The organism is Ruegeria sp. AA6, from assembly GCF_056542865.1.
Window position 1 is genome coordinate 80,828 of sequence record NZ_JBQGAN010000008.1, and the last position, 17,551, is coordinate 98,378.

The window sequence follows — 17,551 nt, forward strand, 5'->3', positions numbered from 1 at the left end:
TGCTGTCCTTTTTAGGAACAGCATCAAGGTTTGCTGTTTTCTTCATCGTTACGGTTTTCTCTTGATGCGTGAGAATTGCCCCGGATGGCTTTGGGGCGTCTCTGGCCCTGTCAGTTGTTGGCGCAACCGACAGGGCCGTTAACTGCTCGATCTAGTTTTCTTCCTCCTGCAGTATTCTTGTTTCCAGTCTTTCAGTTTACGGGCACCAGGACAGGCGTTTGCCGCCCCAATATTCGCGTGCGAGACCCTCAGAAATCAGAGTTGCCCCAACATCCCGCCTATCCACACGACCGACCGCCAGGAAGCGGCCATGCCTGTCGACCTCGTCTTCGATTTCGAGATTAACGTGCCCGGCTGTATGGATGAGTTCTGTAAGCCGGATCTTGGCTTTCAAACCCAACGCTTTTTCGGCGGCACATTGGGATCGATAGGTTTCAGGCGTATCAAAACCCACAAGACGATATCTGTCATCGCCGTGATCAATTGTATCCCCGTCAAGAACGAGTATATCAGAGGCTGACACCTTCAATGTCGAAATCCGACGCCCGACCAGATCTGCGAGCAACGCTGCACAGAGTAGTATAGCCGTGAGAGAAAGAAGCTTTTTCACCTGGCTTGCCCTCCCGTTGGAATAGCAAAGCCTTAGCGGTGTGACCTTAGTCCTCGTCTTCTTCCTTATCGAAATCCAGGTTAATCTGCCCCCGCACACCATCTGTCGTGATGGTGAGATCATTGTGCAGAGTAATGTCACTGCCCTGCCTAAACCGGCTGTGAAAATTGAAGAGGCCCGGAAACAGTGACAGTCTTCGGGGAACAACTCCTTGAGACGTCGCCCTCTCAGAGATGAGGACGTTGTCCTTACCGTCATAGCGGTAAATGCAAATGTATTGCGGACGTCCATTTTGCCCCAGCTCGACTAGGTCATACCGAAACTCATAGTCCTTACCTGATGCATCAAGGTCTCGTGCTTCACCTTGGGTGATCAATGGAAAGTTCTTTCTGTGCGGCATGGTCGTCCCCCTATAGGACGACTTCTTGCATTCTTTCGAATTCTCCGAAAGTTTGAATCTGGTAATTTCAATACTGCAAAATTTAAAATTTGCAAAACAGAAAATATAATGATTAACTTTTTTGCAGAAATCAGCGCAAACGATCCCCGAAATCATTGCTGCCGAAAGGACAACACCATGTTTCGACTGAAGCTACTGGGATGCACATCTGCTGCTGCTCTTGGATTCACTGCTCCGACTTACGCCTACCCAATCGACTGTGCGATTTTCTTATGCCTTGCTGGAGGGTGGCCCAGTACACCAGATTGCAATGCCGCTCGGGCCGAGTTCATCCGGCGTATCACCCCCCTGCCGGTCGAACCGCCTCTTCAACTCTGGCGATGCCCAATGGGCGTAACCGCGGGTTCTGCCGACATGTCACCCATGCAGCGTCTTGATGCCATCAAATCTTCAAGTGCTAACCCGCTTCCTGAATTGCCCGGGACGTATGGCAAGACCCCGCAAGTTGTAGATGTCACTTACTCTCGGGACTCTTGGTCAATGCTCGATGTCTCCGATGCCTTGAAATGGACGCCGCTTGGAACAAGGGAAACACCGCTGGCAACTATCGGTGCTGGGTCCCCTGCCCTTCCTGAGCCCACTTTGGCAAACGTGAATCTATCATCTCCCGATTTCGACGTGGTTCGATCCATACGGGTGTGGCACGTCCGTCACTACAGCTACAAAGTGCGGGAACGCGAAGGGCCTTGTGAAACCCGTTTGGATATGGACGTCGGATCGTACGACGAAAACGCCAGATTCAGTTGGTCCGATCGCGCACCTGGTCCGCGTCCTGCGTGGTTGCCTTTGCGGCGACAATGTCCGAGCAACTACCGCGGGGTTGGTGTGGAATGGTCGGACATTTTTGGCCGCTACGACTATGTGCTCGTGCCGTACTAGCGGAGAAAAACAGTAGCTATCTGAGCGCGGCCAGAGCACGGCTAGCCTATGAGGTCGACGCTATCGGCCTGTCTTTGTTTGTTGACCCGAAAAGCTCACAAATTTGAGCCAACACGTTTTCGCGAACACTTGGCACCTCATACAAGACGTCGTGCCTCGCGTTTTGCATCAGCTCGAATTTCCCGTTGGGCCAACGTGCCATTCTGTCCTTGATTGCGGGGATTGCGACGATTTCGTCCTCAGCGCCGCAAAACGTGAGACACGGGATGTCGGGAGACTTCAGCTTAGAAAGTGCTCGAGTTTCTTTGAGGGCTTGAAACAACCAAGACATACTGGGCCCGCCGATCTGCTGGTCAGGCAGGGATTCCGAAACGTTCCGATAGTACTGGTACATATCTGGGTCATGTGTCAGTCGGTTGTCGTCGAAATCCGTTGTCAGCACATAGCTCTTGCCACGGGTGCCGGGAGCATAGGTGGCGCCTTTTCCAAGAGCTTGAAACGCACCTGATAGAGGCCATGCTCCGAGCCGCTGCAATGTCGGCAAGTTAATGTCCCACAGGGGGGCCGTGAACGCGCATGCTGAAACTGGAAGACCTTCGATTATCGCACGCAGACCGACGCATGCGCCCAGAGAGTGCCCGACGAGGTACCAAGGCTGCGGCAAGTTGATTGACTTGGCCGCATCGACCGCAGCAGCAACATCCTTCTGGTAGTCAGAGAACCTGACGACATGGCCCATCATCGGATCTTCAGTGAGCCTGTCGGAAAGTCCCTGGCCGCGCCAATCAACTGCGAAGGCAGTGTAGCCAGCGCGATGCAGATACTCCACCGTTCGTCCGTATTTTTCGATGTTTTCCGTTCTCCCCTGAAACAGGAAGACAGTACCTTTGGAGGATTTCTCTGTTGGCCAGCGGGCCACCCTGAGACGAACACTGTCATCGGCAAGTACCCAATAGGCGCGCACATCGGATGGGCCTTCCGCGACATGGGGATGAATGGGGGCTGTATCCAGAGCAATGGTCTTAAGCATCTAATTCTCTCGTTTTCGTTGCGTTCAGCCGACCCAAGGTGGGACGTGTAAGGAAACATGCAGCCAAGACTAGGGCCGTAACCAAAAGGATCGTGAAGCCGGGAAACACACCAATGAGCATATAGGTCACCGTCAACATGAGCAGGACCCCATACATCGCCATCAAGGACAATCTTTCCGCGTTATCGCCTTTCAGCAGGCCTAGGTTCGTTACCGCTTTACGTATTCTGGCTGTGCAGATCACAAACACTGCGAAAATCACAAACAGACAGAAGAAGCTGTAATAGATTCCCGGCACATTCTGATGGAAGCCGTATCCGTTAATTTGGGGGACGCTACTCCGAATGGGGGCTTGCAGATCGGCTGCCAGCCAACCAACGATGTCCCTGCCGTCCGAGAGCAGGAAGCCGGCCTGCAGCTTCATCAAGATGGTGATCATCAACCCCAAGGAACAACAGCGGAAAACTCCAACAATCAGGGCGTCGCCGATCTTTGCCAGACGCCGCCGCTGTTCTTCAGCCCCTTCGTGGGCGAGGCCGGTAGAAAAATCGACAAAATCATCGGTGAGCGTATAGAGGACGATCAAGCCGGCAAAGAACAGATAGGACCCAAAAGCATTCAGCAGAAAGACGAGCCCGGAGAAAACAATGGCGTTCGGAACTGAAACCAGATCAGGTTGGAAGATCGCAATTCTTCCCCAATCCACCGGCCAGTTCCCTGCATCCCCGGTCAGCAAAGGGATCAGATGTGTTTCCACCCAGTTGAACGCTGAGGCTATCAAAACGGTCACTACAAATACCGCCCAATAGACATAGGACATCGTGGTAACCCTGCTTGCCCAGTTTGTGCGTGGCGATGTGGAGCTCAACCTCGTTACCAAGCCAGGTCGCCATTCTTCTTTCCACCGCTTTAACAGATTGACCAACACGGCGAAGTAGATTGGTAGAAGTATAAGAAATACAACTGTCCAATTCGGGGCCCACAAAAAACCGACTTGCTTTGTCGGACCGGTCGGAAGTGCGAAAAAAACGCTGTGAATGTTCAATGAAAACGACATCAGCCCCAAAGCGGTGGCGGCGGCGAACACGACGGCAGGCAAGCCCAAAGAAGAACGAGCACTGAACATCGCCTCCGTTCGTCCGGCCAACCCCGGGATTTTCGTCGGCTCCACCCTCTTGTCGCGTTTCGTTATGCTCGCGCGCGCACTTTGGTCTCCGTCTTTTGTCGTGCCGGCAGAAATCTTCAAATCGCGCTTTTGATTGCTCCGCCTCTCTCGCCGCTTTGTTGCTAATCGTCTATTGGCCGTATTGAGTTCCGCTCTCCACGCGGTGATGGCCTCAGGATTGTCGCAACCGAAGATGCGCGCCAGCCAATGAATGTTGTCCGCGCTAATGCCTTTGTCATTGTCCTGAAACCAATGCTGAACGGTCCGAAGGTCTACGCCCGTTTTGTTGGTTTCGAATTGCGATATGGTGCCAGCAAGAAGTTCCGGGGTCCAGGAACCGACTGGCAATCCTGTCTGGTCAGTCGGTAGACCAGCGCCGACTGACATCAAGTACTTAAAGAGCTCTTTGATGTCGCTGCCGTTTTTCGGCGGAGGAACAAAGTATTTCCCGCGCTTGGTCAATGGCTTCCACGCTTTCGTTTCGTTCCATTTCGTCCTGTGTCGTTTTGTTTCGTGCGATTGTCAACGAGCCGAGATACTCAGCTATAAGTTGAGCAAAATCCCGCTTCGTTTTCTGAGGTGGATCGCAAAAATCGAGCAGTCGACAGTCCCCTTCCCTTCGCTTGACGCTGGGTTTTGAGGAATGGACCTGCAGGTTACCAAGGAACGAAAATGCAGACACAGCAAACAAGCGAGCGCGCGAAAAGAGCCGAACCGATCATTGAGGTGCAGGATGCCCACACTGGTAAAACAGTGGTGCTTGTCTATGCGTGGAACAACGGACAGGTAAGCGTCGCATCCGACAGTGGGTTGAAGGTGGTAGAGCTATCTCCCACAGCGCGCCTTCGTCTTTGAGAAACTAGCTCATTCTGCTGCTGCAATGTCAAAAGACGTATAATTCTCATAATTTCACATACGGGTACTGGATTGTAGCCGGGGGTACATTCTAAACCGAGTTCGGCCTACACCCGTTAATCAGAGGCGCAGCCAGGGCTTCCGCTACGCGGCTGGCTTCGTGGAGTGGGCACTGTAACACTCTCCTGTATTAAACCGGGCTGGACCCTGTTTGCGAAATTTGGCAAACTTGGGCATCCTTGAGCCGGAAGATAAAACGATGCTACCATCCGAACGACATGCAATAATCCTTGAAGAAGTTTCGCGTCAACCTGCTGTTTCTATCCGAGCCTTGACCGATCGGCTCGGCGTTTCGCGAGAGACAGTTCGTAAGGATATCGAGCAACTGGCGCAGGCAAACAAGCTCAACCAGATACGCGGTGGAGCGACCAGTGTGCGTACGCACGAACCCCCCATGGTCGATCGCACTCAGACCAATCGAGCAGGCAAAGAACGTATTGGCAATTACGTAGCCAGCATAATCCCGGATGGAGCGAGTGTGATCATTGATAGCGGCTCGACGACACTCGCGGCAGCGAAAGCCTTGGCGACCAATCACCAATATTTAACAATTTACACCAATGATTTAAGCATAGCTTCGGTACTAGCGCCAGCGGCTGAAGAGGTCACCTTGCTGGGCGGGCGGTTAGATTTTTCGGAGAACGCTACAATGGGTTTGGACACACTGGACCACCTTTCCCGATACAATGCAGAATTTGCGCTGATCGGAGTTGGTGGGATTAGCGCTCGGACCTTGTTCACCGATTTTTCGCTGGAAGGTGCAAACCTGCGACACACAATGATAGAGCGGTCGCAACGCCCGTTCCTATTGGCGGACAGCAGCAAATTCGATGTGGTGGGGCAAGTTGCGATGAAACCACTGCCTGTGGATGTTACGCTAGTGGTCGACGGCGAGTTGCCCAAAGGCATTTCGGAAGTGATTAGAGACCAACCCGTTGATGTTGTCAGCGTCTAACGCCAACAAAAGAAAAATATTGCCAAGTTTTGCAAAGTGCCGATAAGGTGGGCAAATACCCGATTCCTTCTGTACGGAGCAAGGCAATGGCCGACATCCAACTTCCGCAAAGCGCGCAATATGTCATCGTAGGGGGCGGTATCGTTGGCTGCTCGGTAGCATATCACCTGACGAAGATGGGGCATCGAGATGTTGTGCTGTTGGAACAGGGGCAGCTGAGCTGTGGCACCACATGGCACGCCGCGGGTTTGGTCGGTCAGCTGCGCAGCCAGCCCGCGATGACCAACCTGATCCGCTATTCGACCGAGCTGTATTCACAGCTTGAAGCCGAGACCGGGCTTGCCACTGGCTGGATGGAATGCGGATCGGTAACAGTGGCACGGACTGAGAACCGAATGACCATGCTGATGCGCACCGCTGCTGCTGCGCGGGCGCAGGGAGTCGAGGTCCAGGTCGTCACCCCGCAGGAGGCGCAGGACAAATGGCCAGTGATGCAGGTGGACGACGTCAAAGGCGGGCTATGGATGCCCGGCGACGGTAAGGCCAACCCGACTGATCTGACCCAGTCACTGGCCAAAGGCGCGCGCATGGGTGGCGCGAAGGTGATCGAAGGAATCAAGGTCACTGACATTCTGACCAAAGATGGCACTGTCACCGGCGTGGTCACCGATCAGGGCACGATCAATGCCGAGATTGTGGTGAACTGCGGTGGACAATGGGCCCGGCAACTGGGCAAGATGTGCGGCGTCAATGTGCCTCTGCACTCTGCTGAACACTACTACATCGTGACCGAGCAGATCGAAGGTGTGAGGCCCGACCTGCCCGTTCTGCGCGACCCAGATGGCTATATCTATTTCAAGGAAGAGACAGGCGGCCTGGTAATGGGCGGCTTTGAACCGGACGCCAAGCCATGGGGCATGGATGGCATACCCGATAACTTCTTTTTCCAGCTTCTCGAAGATGACTGGGATCAGTTCGAAATCTTGATGGAAAATGCACTGATCCGCGTGCCCAGCATGGCCGAGACTGGCGTACGTCAGTTCTACAACGGGCCTGAGAGCTTTACTCCAGACAATAACTATCTGCTGGGCGAAGCGCCCGAGTTGAAGAATTTCTTTGTTGGCGCGGGCTTCAACTCGATGGGGATTGCCAGTGCAGGTGGGGCCGGACGCGCGCTTGCCGAATGGATTGTCGAAGGGGCGCCAACCTCGGACCTGTTTGCGGTCGATATCCGGCGGTTTGCAAGTTTTAACAATAACCCCACATGGCTGCATGACCGTGTCAAGGAAACGCTGGGCCTGCACTATGCGATGCCCTGGCCTAACCGGGAACTGGACACGGCGCGGCCGTTTCGCCGCTCGGCTCTCTATGATCGGCTGGTGGCCAAGAACGCCGTGTTTGGATCGAAAATGGGGTGGGAGAGGGCGAACTATTTTGCTGAGGATGGTGAAAAGACCGAGATCGGCTACAGCTTTGGTCGTCAGAACTGGCACCACAACGTGGGCAAAGAACACAAGGCCACACGCGAAGCGGTCACGCTGTTTGACCAGAGCTCGTTCTCGAAATTGCTTGTGCAAGGGCGCGATGCTTGCCGCGAGTTGAACAGAATCTGCGCCGCAAATGTAGACGTGCCCGTGGGGCAGACAGTGTACACTGGCTTGCTGAACGAACGCGGGGGATATGAATCCGACCTGACGGTTCTGCGACTGAAAGAGCAAGAATTTATGCTGATCACAGGATCGGCCCAAACCATTCATGACGCGGACTGGGTCCGCAAGAATTTCAGCAAAGACGCCCATGTCTTCCTAACGGATGTGACGGCTGCATGGTCAGTGTTGTCGGTGATGGGTCCAAATTCGCGCGATGTTCTGAAAAAGCTGACGAAGGTGGACCTTTCGAACGCAGCCTTCCCGTTTGCCACCGTTCAGGAAATTGATCTGGGCTATGCCACCGTTCTGGCTAACCGCATGACCTATGTCGGCGAATTGGGTTGGGAACTGATCGTGCCGGTCGAATTTTCGGCAGGCGTCTACGATGACCTGATGCGCGAAGGGGCCCCGTTCGGTATGATCGACGCCGGCTACTATGCGCTGGAAGGTCTGCGGATTGAGAAAGGCTTCCGCGCATGGAGCCGCGAGTTGACCCCAGACATCACGCCAATCCAGGCTGGTCTGAACTTTGCCGTGGACTATGAAAAACCCGGCGGCTTCATCGGGAGAGAGGCACTGTTGGCCGCAAAAGCGGACCCCGATCACCTGAAAACCCGTATCGTACAGCTGGTACTGGACGATGACGCGCCACAGCTGTGGGGCGGCGAGGCTGTGCTGTATGACGGCGTCGAAATCGGCGAGGTCCGCTCGGCCGCCTATGGTCACACGCTGGGCGCGTCAGTTGCCTTGTGTCAGTTGGATGCACCCGAACGCGTGACGGCGGACTACATTGCCAAGGGCAAGTTCGAGATCGACCTTGCCGGAAGCCGACTGTCTGCAACGGCGCATATCCGAACCCCCTATGATGCCAAAAGCGAACGACCCAAAGCGGACGGCTAGGCCCCGATGAAACTCAGACGGCGTGACCCGGAATGAAACACTGTTCGGTTATCGAACCCGACACGGGTCATGCCACAGAGATTGGCTTTTTGTGCTGGGATGGCCTGCCTCTGGATCAGCTCTCGGTGGGGCTGGCCTATCTAAAGGCGGCGAACCAGCTGGCCGCTGACATACAATTCAGAGTCTCGGTCTTGTCGCTTAAAGGCACTGACGTGCAGAGCGAATGCGGAGTAAGCTTGAGCACCTGCCGCATCAATGACGACACGGCGCGATGCGGCTATCTGTTCCTGGTCGGCGGGCCAGTCCTTCCTCCTGATCTGCAGAGTATCCTCGGCCGCGTGGCACGCGCACAACTCAGGGCAGGACGGGTTCTGGGGGCGGTTGAAGCGGCCTTGATCCCGCTGGCGCATACCGGGCTTCTTAGTGGTTCGACGGTCGCCGCAACAGCCCCAGTACTGAGCGCGTTGGAGGAACAGTTCCCAAGTATCACGCCCGCATCCAACGATAGCCACGCTCGTGGAGCGATATGGTCTGCAGGATCACGATTCTCTCTGCTCAACCTGCTGTCCAAGACTACAAGCGACACCCTTACTCCGCAGGAACAACCCCGGTTAAACCGGAAATTCCTGAGCTACAGACCGAATTTCGGCAGGTGTATCGCTTGCGCACACGACATCGCCCAAGTCGACAACGGCTTTACCGGCGACATCGTTGTTGACAAGGCCATAGAACTGTTTCGGTATAATCTGGAAGAACCCCTCCAGATTAAGAGCATTGCTGAGGAAGTAGGGATTTCGGTGCGCCAACTTGAAAGGAAATTTGTAGCAGCAACAGGGCTTACCCCAAAAACTTACTACCTGGAGGAGCGGTTGGAAAAGGCCCAGGCAATCGTCAGGTTCACCAATCTGACGCTTACCGAGGTTGCCTTGGCCTGTGGGTTTGGGTCCAATGCCACGCTGTCGCAGAAGTACAAACAAAGGTTCGGGCAAACTCCAGCATGCGAACGCGCCCGGATGAATGCCTCAAGGTTCGAAACTTGATGCGCTGCTGACGTTCAACACATTACCTCAGGACATCAGGTTCGTATGACAATTCACGCGCTTCTCATCGTTTTGACCGCAGCCTTTCTGCACGCGCTATGGAATGCCGTAGTCAAAGGCGCGCCGGACAAAGCCATCGTTCTGGGGCTGGTCTCGCTCGGCCATGCAATACCAGCGATGTTTGTGTTGCCATTCACCGGCTTGCCGGTCTGGGCGGCCTTTCCCTTTATCATTGGCTCGACCCTGATTCATTGGGGGTACTATTGGTTTTTGAACACCGCCTACAAACATGGCGACCTGTCGGTGGTCTATCCAATCTCACGCGGGATGACTCCGATTTTGGTTGCCATGGGTGCAATTCTGTTCGCGGGTGAAATTCTGCCGCCTGCGGCATGGATCGGCATTACCTGTATCTCCTTGGGTATTGGGTGCCTTTCCCTTACCGGATTGGGCAAGCACACGAACTGGATCGCCATCGCTGCTGCTTTTGGCACCGGCCTGATGATTGCGTCCTATTCACTTGTCGACGGTATTGGCATCCGGCTGTCCGAGAACACGTTGGGGTATATCGCGGCGTTGTTTGTGGCCGAGATTTTTGTGGCCGGTTTCATTTTCACAACCCGGTGGCGGCGCGTGGTGACTCTGCCTCGACGCTATGTCTGGGCAGGCCTCGCAGGCGGTGTCATCTCGGGCCTGGCCTATGGATTAGTACTTTATGCAAAGACAATCGCGCCGTTGGGCATGGTGTCCGCGCTCAGGGAGAGTTCCGTTATCTTTGCTTCGATTATTGGTGTCATGTGGTTCGGCGAAGGGCCAAAATCCAACAGGCTTCTGGCTGCGACCATCGTGGTGATTGGGATAGTGGCTCTGGCGATGGCAAGTTGAAGGGATTGGGGGAAAACTTGCAGACAGAAAACACAGAAACACGCCCGAATGTCTTGCTGATCGTCATCGATCAGTTCCGCTTCGATCTTCTGGGTCAGGATGGCCTCGGACGAATAGCGCAATTGCCCAACCTTCGGCGACTTCAAGAAAACGCCGTCAGCTTTGCCAACCACTTTGCCGTCACAGTGCCTTGCGGACCAAGCCGGGCATCCCTGTTCACCGGGCAATATGCTTTTAACCACCGGTCGGTCCGAAACGGCACTCCGCTCCGGCACGATACCCCGAACCTGCCACGTGCGATGCGACAGGCCGGGTACAATCCACGTTTGTTCGGCTATACCGACACGACCCGCGATCCCAGGGTTCTACCCCCCGATGACCCAAGGCTTCAAAGCTATGAGGAATTACTTCCTGGCTTTGAGGAGGCGGTGAGAATGCGCATGGAATCAGATGTTGGAGCCTGGCTTTCGCATCTGTCGCAGCAGGGCATTGACCTGCCCCCGTACCCCGACACCTACCGCCCCAACGGCCCGAACGTCGGTGATCCGGCTTTGTATCCGGCGGATATGAGCGATACGGCGTTTCTGTCGGATCAGTTTCTATCCAAAATGCAGGATGCTGAGCCGGGATGGTTTGCGACACTCACCTTTATCCGGCCGCACCCTCCACTTGTGGTACCTGCACCTTACAATACGCTCTATGACCCAAGGGATATGCCTGCGCCACGTTCAACCCGCGATCCCTTAGGAGACCGGCACTGGCACCCGTTTCTTGCCCCTGCACAGGATAAGCAACCGATATCAAGCATGGTTGTTGGCTTCCCCGATCTGATGAATGATCCGGAAACCATCGCCCAACTGCGGGCACTTTATCTGGCGTTGGCAACGGAAGTCGATCATCATATTGGGCGCGTGGTGGACTGGCTTAGGACGTCCGGCCAGTGGGACAGTACCGTTCTGATCGTTACCGCAGATCACGGTGAGATGTTGGGCGACTACGGGCTGTGGGGAAAAGGTACCTTCCATGATGCTGCCTATCATGTGCCCTTGATTGTGCGCGATCCCGCGCGTCCTGATATGCACGGTCGAGTGCATTCCGGGTTCACAGAGTCCATCGATATATCCGTCACCATTCTCGAAAGAGTCGGTTCGAGCCCCCCGTCTTCGATGAACGGGCGAAGTTTGCTTGGCATTTTGGACGATACGGAAACGGAAGGGGCGGATTACAACTTTTCCGAGTTCGATTTTGGCAATCCGGTAAAGCCGACCCCATGGATGGTTGAGTTGGGTCTGACCTCGCGACAGGCGAATCTGGGCATTTTGCGCACAAAAGAATACCGCTTGGTCGAGTTTGGCGCAGGGCTGCCGCAAGTACTCTTTGACATGGACGAGTGTGGGGAAGCAGAGTCTATCGCAGCGCAATCTGAAATCACACCAACGCTGCTTCACCTGACCCGCAAGATGCTGGAACACCGCATGAAAAATGCCGATCCCACCTTTGCTCAAACGATTGTGAGGCCTGGAGGCGTTAAGACCGGGTCGTACTAAGCATATGCAAAGCCGCGAATTTAAACGTTGAAGACCTGCCGCTGCGATACCAAATCTATCGTAAACGCCATGCGGCAAACGGCAATCTTATCCATAGGACAAACTTATAACGTTGAAGGTATAATCGATTTTTCTTGAAAATATAATCTGTCAAACTGTCGGTGCTAATCTGAATGAAAACGCCGCACGAGAATGGCGAAACTGTCCAATAAATCACCAACAGAGGATGACAATGAGACACACAACAGCACTTCTAACCGCTCTCGCCATCGGCACACTGACTGCAACGGCAGCGGCATCAGAGACAGAACTGACCGTTTATACCGCCGTCGAGGCCGAAGACCTGGCTCGATATGCCGAGACGTTCAACCAAAGCAACCCTGATATCAAGATCAACTGGGTTCGTGACTCGACCGGGATCATTACCGCCAAATTGCTGGCGGAGCGGGACAACCCTCAGGCAGACGTCGTCTGGGGGCTGGCGGCCACCTCGCTGCTTCTGCTGAAGTCGGAAGGCATGCTGGAACCCTACGCACCGGTTGGCGTTGAAGAACTTGATGTCAAGTTTGTTGACGGCGACAATCCTCCAGCCTGGGTTGGCATGGATGCCTGGGTTGCGTCGGTTTGCTACAACACGGTCGAGGCCGAAAAGGCTGGGCTGACGCCGCCAACGTCATGGAAGGACCTTACCGATCCAATGTACAAGGATCAGGTAATCATGCCGAACCCGAACTCGTCAGGCACCGGGTTCCTTGATGTTTCTAGCTGGCTGCAGATGTTTGGTGAAGACGGCGGCTGGGAATACATGGATGCGCTGCACGAGAATATCGCGCGTTATACCCATTCAGGCTCAAAACCTTGCAAACTGGCGGCTGCGGGCGAAATCCCGATCGGTATCTCGTTTGCTTTCCGCGGTGCCAAATCCAAAGCGGACGGCGCACCGCTTGAGATCATCGTGCCGTCCGAGGGCGTCGGCTGGGACATGGAAGCAACCGCGATTATCGCCGGCACAGGGAATCTGGAAGCTGCTCAGAAACTGGTTGATTTCACGGTCACCAAAGAAGCCAATGAGATGTACAACAGCGGTTATGCGGTTGTGGCCTATCCCGGCGTCGCAAAGCCGGTCGAGCACTTCCCAGAGGGCCTTTTGGATGCCATGATTGACAATGATTTTGAGTTTGCTGCCAACAATCGCGCGGCGATCCTGAAGGAATGGCAGTCTCGCTATGACGGAAAGTCGGAAGCGAAGTAATCCCATTCGCAGGAGGGGCGATCATGCCTCTCCTGCGCACCACACTCTTGTTCCCAACAATACAACCTACTCACCCGGTTCAGACCGGCCAGGTACGGCCGTGCCCGAGGTGCAGATGTGAGGACTTCTCCCGTGCTTCAGAAAACGCCACCCGGTGAACTGTATCTCAGCATCCAAAACCTGTGGAAAGCCTTTGGCAGCTTTCTTGCACTCAAAGATATTTCGTTGGAAATCAACGAAGGCGAGTTTGTCTGCTTTCTGGGCCCGTCAGGCTGTGGAAAAACAACTCTGCTGCGTGCCATTGCAGGTTTGGACCTGCAAACCAAGGGTACGGTCATGCAGGACGGTATGGACGTGTCCAACCTACCCCCGTCCGAGCGAGATTTCGGGATTGTATTTCAGTCCTATGCGCTGTTTCCCAACCTCACGATTGAGAAGAACATCGCTTTTGGTCTGGAAAACTCGGGCCGCAGCAAATCTGAAATTGCAGTCCGCGTGAACGAGTTGCTGCATCTGGTCGGCCTTCCCGATCAGGGTAAGAAATACCCGGCGCAGTTGTCGGGTGGGCAACAGCAAAGGATTGCACTGGCACGCGCCATCGCGTCCAAGCCCGGCCTGTTGCTGCTAGACGAACCTCTATCGGCGCTGGATGCCAAGGTCCGTGTCCATTTACGGCACGAAATCAAGGAATTGCAGCGCAAGCTGGGCGTGACGACCGTGATGGTGACCCATGACCAGGAAGAGGCGTTGGCCATGGCTGATCGTATCGTGGTCATGAATCACGGAGTTATTGAGCAGGTGGGTTCTCCTACAGAAATCTACCGGGAACCGGCCAACCTGTTTGTGGCCGATTTTATTGGTGAAATGAACCAGATTAAGTCTCAGGTTACAAAGGGCGGGCGGTTGAGCGTGGGTGAAAAAACCTTTGCCTGCCTGGGTCATCAGTTCAACGATGGAACGCCAGTTGTTGCAGCAATCAGGCCGGAAGACGTCATTCCCCATGAAGCTGGGTATCTGGATACCAGCGGAAACCGCAACTGCATCGAAGTGACGCTTGATGAAATGGAGTTTCTGGGCTCGTTCTGGCGCTGCCGTCTAAGCAACGAGCGGTTCGGGTCATCAGAATTGATAGCTGATTTTTCGATCAATGCTGTGCGCCGTCTTGAACTGGAAGAGGGGCGCAGCATGGTGATTGAGCTTCCTGAAAACCGTCTGATGGCGTTTGATGTTGCGGAGACCGAGGCATGAGCACGATTTCCACAAATACTGGCACCCTGCCCCCCGGACCGGATATCAAGCCCAAGCTCAGCCGTGACGATTTACTGATGCGTGGCAGCATGATGGTCATCGTGCTCTATCTGATCGTGACTCTGGCGCTGCCGCTTTACACAATGCTGTCCAAGTCGTTTTCCACTTATCGGGTGGAACTGTCGCAATACGAGTTTCAGGTCAGCGACGAGGCGGGCATTTTTGACGGCACAGTTCTGACAGGCGATGCGCTGAACCGGCAGACCGAAGTATTCACCGATACCGATCTTGTGACAGGCTCGGACGGACGCTTGCCTGTGACAGGTTTGTTCCCGGATTTCAGCTTCCGCAGTCCGGTCATGTACCAGATCCGCAACACAAGCGACACCGGACGCTTTCTGGTCGGATCAACTCTGCAGGACAGTACCGACTGGATCGAGCTTGATTCCAATACCTTCCGCCGGGTTCAGTTGCGGCCCGTGCAATCACGGGGCCTGGACAATTTTGTAAACTACTTCTCGACACCTGCGCTGTTCAATTCGATCAAGAACTCGCTTTGGATATCCGTTGTCAGTACCATCGTTACAGTAACGCTGGCCTTTTGGTTCGCCTATGCGCTCAATCGCAGCTGTATGCGGTTCAAGGGTGTCTTTCGCCTGATCGCGATGGCACCGATCCTTGTCCCCTCGCTTTTGCCGGGTATCGCTTTGGTGTACCTGTTCGGCAATCAGGGTATGATCAAGGAACTGCTGTTCGGTGCTAGCATCTATGGCCCGATCGGCATTGTGATCGGATCGGTCTTTTTCACCTTCCCGCACGCCTTCCTGATCATATCAACAGCGCTCGCAATCTCGGATGCGCGACTTTACGAGGCTGCGGCAAGCCTGCGATCGACCCCGTGGCGCACATTCTGGACGGTCACCGTTCCTGGTGCCCGCTATGGTCTGATCTCTGCTGCCTTTGTGGTATTCAATCTGGTGATCACCGATTTCGGTCTACCCAAAGTCATCGGTGGTCAGTTCAACGTGCTTGCGGTGGATATCTACAAACAGGTGATCGGCCAGCAGAACTTTGAGATGGGCGCGGTTGTGTCAGTGGTTCTGGTGATCCCGGCAATCCTGGCCTTTGCCATTGACCGTATGGTCCAGTCCAAACAGGTTGCGCTACTATCCGCACGGTCGGTGCCGTACCAGGCAACCCCAAACCCAAAGGCGGACCGGCTGTTCCTGATTTATTGCAGCCTGATCGGCCTGTTCATCGTCGGTCTTTTAGCGGTGTGCCAATTTGCGGCGCTGATCAAGTTCTGGCCCTATGACCTGAGCCTGAGCCTGCGGAACTATCAGTTCGACAAGATGGATGGCGGTGGTTGGGGATCGTATTTCAATTCGATCCGGTTGGCCTTGCTGACCGCAGTGATTGGCACCACTGTTGTGTTCTTCGGTGCCTATCTGGTTGAAAAATCGCAAGGGTTCCGCACGGGACGGTCAATATTTCAGATGTTCGCTATGTTGCCGATGGCAATACCGGGCATGGTCCTGGGGCTGTCTTACATCTTCTTCTTCAACAACCCTTCAAACCCCTTGAACGGCATCTACGGCACCATGGCAATACTGGTGATCTGTACAGTGACGCACTTTTACACTGTATCGCACCTGACGGCGGTGACTGCGCTGAAACAAATGGACCGCGAGTTCGAATCCGTTTCGGCCTCTCTCAAACAGCCGACGATGAAACTGTTTGCGCGTGTTACGGTTCCAGTCTGTCTACCAGCAGTTTTGGACATATCCATTTATCTGTTCGTCAATGCAATGACGACTGTGTCAGCGGTCGTTTTCCTCTACTCGCCCAAAACGACACTCGCGTCTATCGCAGTGCTGAATATGGATGATGCCGGGGATATTGCACCAGCTGCGGCGATGGGCATGATGATCTTTTACACCAATGCTGCGGCCCGGATCATTCACCTGATTGCGTCTAAAGGCATATTAAAACGCACGCAGGCCTGGCGCAGTCGCTGACGGTCACTCCCGCCGATACCAAGCCTCGCCAATCAATCGTTGGCGGGGTTTTCTTCCAAGGTACGTTGCGCAAACTCTGTGAAGGCGCGGATTATTTTCACTTCGCGCCTCTGAGACAGCGAAATAATGCTCTCGCCCATCTGCAGGTTGATGCCTTTAAGTTTGATTTGCCGGAGACGGTCATCATGACCATATTCCGCCTGCGAGACAAAACCGATACCTGCGCCCGAGGCCACAAGTTCTCGTATCGCTTCGCGCCCCTCAGCAACAATCGCGGGTTTCAACGTTATCCCGTGTTTTTTGGCCTCGTCTTCAAGTTTCTGACGCGTTTTTGATCCTGTCTCGCGGAAAATTAATGGTAGATTTGACAGCTCTTCTAGAGACAGTGTCGGCTTCGACGCCAAAAGAACGCCCTGTGCGGCAAAGGCCACGATCTCTGTGGAACCAAGACTTAGGACATCCATATCCTTGCCTGGAGACAGGCTGCCCACGACGCCAATTTCCGCGTTGTAAGCCCTGAGCTCTTCCAGGATCTCTTCGCTATTCCCCGAGCGTACGGTGATTGTGACATTCGGGTTTTTCTTTTGAAAGGGCCCTAGAAAGGCGGTCATGTGGTGTGCAGAGTCGGCGATGATGCGCAACTCTCCATCCACGACGGCCTTAGTCTCGGATAGGTAATCTTCGATCTGACCTTCGATCTCGAAGTATTGCTTCGTGAGTCGGTAAAGCTGCTCACCGTCGGGTGTCAAAGTCACACGTTTGCGCTCGCGTTGGAACAACAACAGATCATGATCCTGCTCCAGCTTTCGCACCTGTTCCGAAATTGCCGGCTGCGTCAGAAAAAGAGCCTCTGCAGCACGCGAAAAACCGCCATGCTTGGCCACAAAATGAAAGGCTTTGAGCTGGCTGTGCCGCATAGCAGTACTCCGAAGTCAAATCATAGGCTGTGCTTATAATTAGATTGATATTTGCAATTTCACATATAGCAACAATTACTG

General features: G+C 54.3%; 14 protein-coding genes. 9 read left to right on the forward strand and 5 right to left on the reverse strand.

Going from position 1 to position 17,551, the window contains the following annotated elements:
• Positions 1-196: 196 nt before the first annotated feature.
• Both ACR0LN_RS12020 and ACR0LN_RS12025 read right to left on the reverse strand, forming a co-directional pair.
• Positions 197-610, reverse strand: coding sequence for a thermonuclease family protein (locus ACR0LN_RS12020; RefSeq protein WP_480429953.1), 414 nt, complete (start codon positions 608-610; stop codon positions 197-199).
• A gap of 46 nt (positions 611-656) precedes the next feature.
• Positions 657-1,010 carry a hypothetical protein gene (locus ACR0LN_RS12025; protein ID WP_170717111.1) on the reverse strand — a complete coding sequence of 118 codons (354 nt, stop codon included), beginning with the start codon at positions 1,008-1,010 and terminating at the stop codon, positions 657-659.
• Between the two features lie 387 nt (positions 1,011-1,397).
• On the opposite strand from ACR0LN_RS12025, the gene ACR0LN_RS12030 reads away from it, so the two are divergent.
• The gene (locus ACR0LN_RS12030; RefSeq protein WP_480429954.1) at positions 1,398-1,949 is read left to right on the forward strand and encodes a hypothetical protein; all 552 of its coding nucleotides are present in this window, start codon (positions 1,398-1,400) and stop codon (positions 1,947-1,949) included.
• A gap of 46 nt (positions 1,950-1,995) precedes the next feature.
• Here ACR0LN_RS12030 and ACR0LN_RS12035 read toward each other — a convergent pair whose 3' ends face one another.
• Both ACR0LN_RS12035 and ACR0LN_RS12040 read right to left on the reverse strand, forming a co-directional pair.
• Positions 1,996-2,979 (reverse strand): alpha/beta hydrolase, encoded by a 984-nt coding sequence (locus ACR0LN_RS12035; RefSeq protein WP_480429955.1) that lies wholly within the window; start codon positions 2,977-2,979, stop codon positions 1,996-1,998.
• Positions 2,972-4,606, reverse strand: a complete 1,635-nt coding sequence (locus ACR0LN_RS12040) for an RcgA family putative transporter (RefSeq protein ID WP_480429956.1) — start codon at positions 4,604-4,606, stop codon at positions 2,972-2,974. Before ACR0LN_RS12040 ends, ACR0LN_RS12035 begins: the two co-directional genes overlap by 8 nt.
• 622 nt (positions 4,607-5,228) lie before the next feature.
• Here ACR0LN_RS12040 and ACR0LN_RS12045 point away from each other — a divergent pair.
• The 8 genes from ACR0LN_RS12045 to ACR0LN_RS12080 all read left to right on the forward strand — a co-directional run bounded on the left by ACR0LN_RS12045 (position 5,229) and on the right by ACR0LN_RS12080 (position 16,553).
• Complete coding sequence (locus tag ACR0LN_RS12045) at positions 5,229-6,014, forward strand: DeoR/GlpR family DNA-binding transcription regulator (RefSeq protein ID WP_480429957.1); 786 nt, start codon at positions 5,229-5,231, stop codon at positions 6,012-6,014.
• Between the two features lie 86 nt (positions 6,015-6,100).
• A complete protein-coding gene (locus ACR0LN_RS12050) occupies positions 6,101-8,563 on the forward strand; it encodes a GcvT family protein (protein ID WP_480429958.1) in 2,463 nt (820 codons plus the stop codon).
• Positions 8,564-8,595: 32 nt separating this feature from the next.
• Complete coding sequence (locus ACR0LN_RS12055) at positions 8,596-9,603, forward strand: GlxA family transcriptional regulator (protein WP_480429959.1); 1,008 nt, start codon at positions 8,596-8,598, stop codon at positions 9,601-9,603.
• A gap of 45 nt (positions 9,604-9,648) precedes the next feature.
• Positions 9,649-10,488, forward strand: a complete 840-nt coding sequence (locus ACR0LN_RS12060) for an EamA family transporter (protein ID WP_480429960.1) — start codon at positions 9,649-9,651, stop codon at positions 10,486-10,488.
• Positions 10,489-10,505: 17 nt separating this feature from the next.
• Positions 10,506-12,035, forward strand: coding sequence for a sulfatase-like hydrolase/transferase (locus ACR0LN_RS12065; RefSeq protein WP_480429961.1), 1,530 nt, complete (start codon positions 10,506-10,508; stop codon positions 12,033-12,035).
• 232 nt (positions 12,036-12,267) lie between these two features.
• Positions 12,268-13,287: a putative 2-aminoethylphosphonate ABC transporter substrate-binding protein gene (locus ACR0LN_RS12070; RefSeq protein WP_480429962.1), complete on the forward strand. Its 1,020-nt coding sequence runs from the start codon at positions 12,268-12,270 to the stop codon at positions 13,285-13,287.
• Between the two features lie 132 nt (positions 13,288-13,419).
• Positions 13,420-14,535: a putative 2-aminoethylphosphonate ABC transporter ATP-binding protein gene (locus tag ACR0LN_RS12075; RefSeq protein ID WP_480429963.1), complete on the forward strand. Its 1,116-nt coding sequence runs from the start codon at positions 13,420-13,422 to the stop codon at positions 14,533-14,535.
• Entirely contained in the window at positions 14,532-16,553 is a 2,022-nt protein-coding gene (locus ACR0LN_RS12080) for a putative 2-aminoethylphosphonate ABC transporter permease subunit (protein ID WP_480429964.1), read from the forward strand. Before ACR0LN_RS12075 ends, ACR0LN_RS12080 begins: the two co-directional genes overlap by 4 nt.
• A 32-nt stretch (positions 16,554-16,585) precedes the next feature.
• On the opposite strand, the gene ACR0LN_RS12085 is transcribed toward ACR0LN_RS12080, so the two are convergent.
• Positions 16,586-17,470 carry a LysR substrate-binding domain-containing protein gene (locus tag ACR0LN_RS12085; protein ID WP_480429965.1) on the reverse strand — a complete coding sequence of 295 codons (885 nt, stop codon included), beginning with the start codon at positions 17,468-17,470 and terminating at the stop codon, positions 16,586-16,588.
• Positions 17,471-17,551 lie beyond the last annotated feature (81 nt).

Excerpts from the sequence above, each read along its gene's own strand:
- ACR0LN_RS12050 (WP_480429958.1), top strand. The coding sequence starts at position 6,101 with ATGGCCGACATCCAACTTCCGCAAAGCGCGCAATATGTCATCGTAGGG.
- ACR0LN_RS12025 (WP_170717111.1), bottom strand. The coding sequence starts at position 1,010 with ATGCCGCACAGAAAGAACTTTCCATTGATCACCCAAGGTGAAGCACGA.
- ACR0LN_RS12080 (WP_480429964.1), top strand. The coding sequence starts at position 14,532 with ATGAGCACGATTTCCACAAATACTGGCACCCTGCCCCCCGGACCGGAT.
- ACR0LN_RS12035 (WP_480429955.1), bottom strand. The coding sequence starts at position 2,979 with ATGCTTAAGACCATTGCTCTGGATACAGCCCCCATTCATCCCCATGTC.
- ACR0LN_RS12085 (WP_480429965.1), bottom strand. The coding sequence starts at position 17,470 with ATGCGGCACAGCCAGCTCAAAGCCTTTCATTTTGTGGCCAAGCATGGC.
- ACR0LN_RS12060 (WP_480429960.1), top strand. The coding sequence starts at position 9,649 with ATGACAATTCACGCGCTTCTCATCGTTTTGACCGCAGCCTTTCTGCAC.
- ACR0LN_RS12055 (WP_480429959.1), top strand. The coding sequence starts at position 8,596 with ATGAAACACTGTTCGGTTATCGAACCCGACACGGGTCATGCCACAGAG.
- ACR0LN_RS12070 (WP_480429962.1), top strand. The coding sequence starts at position 12,268 with ATGAGACACACAACAGCACTTCTAACCGCTCTCGCCATCGGCACACTG.
- ACR0LN_RS12030 (WP_480429954.1), top strand. The coding sequence starts at position 1,398 with ATGGGCGTAACCGCGGGTTCTGCCGACATGTCACCCATGCAGCGTCTT.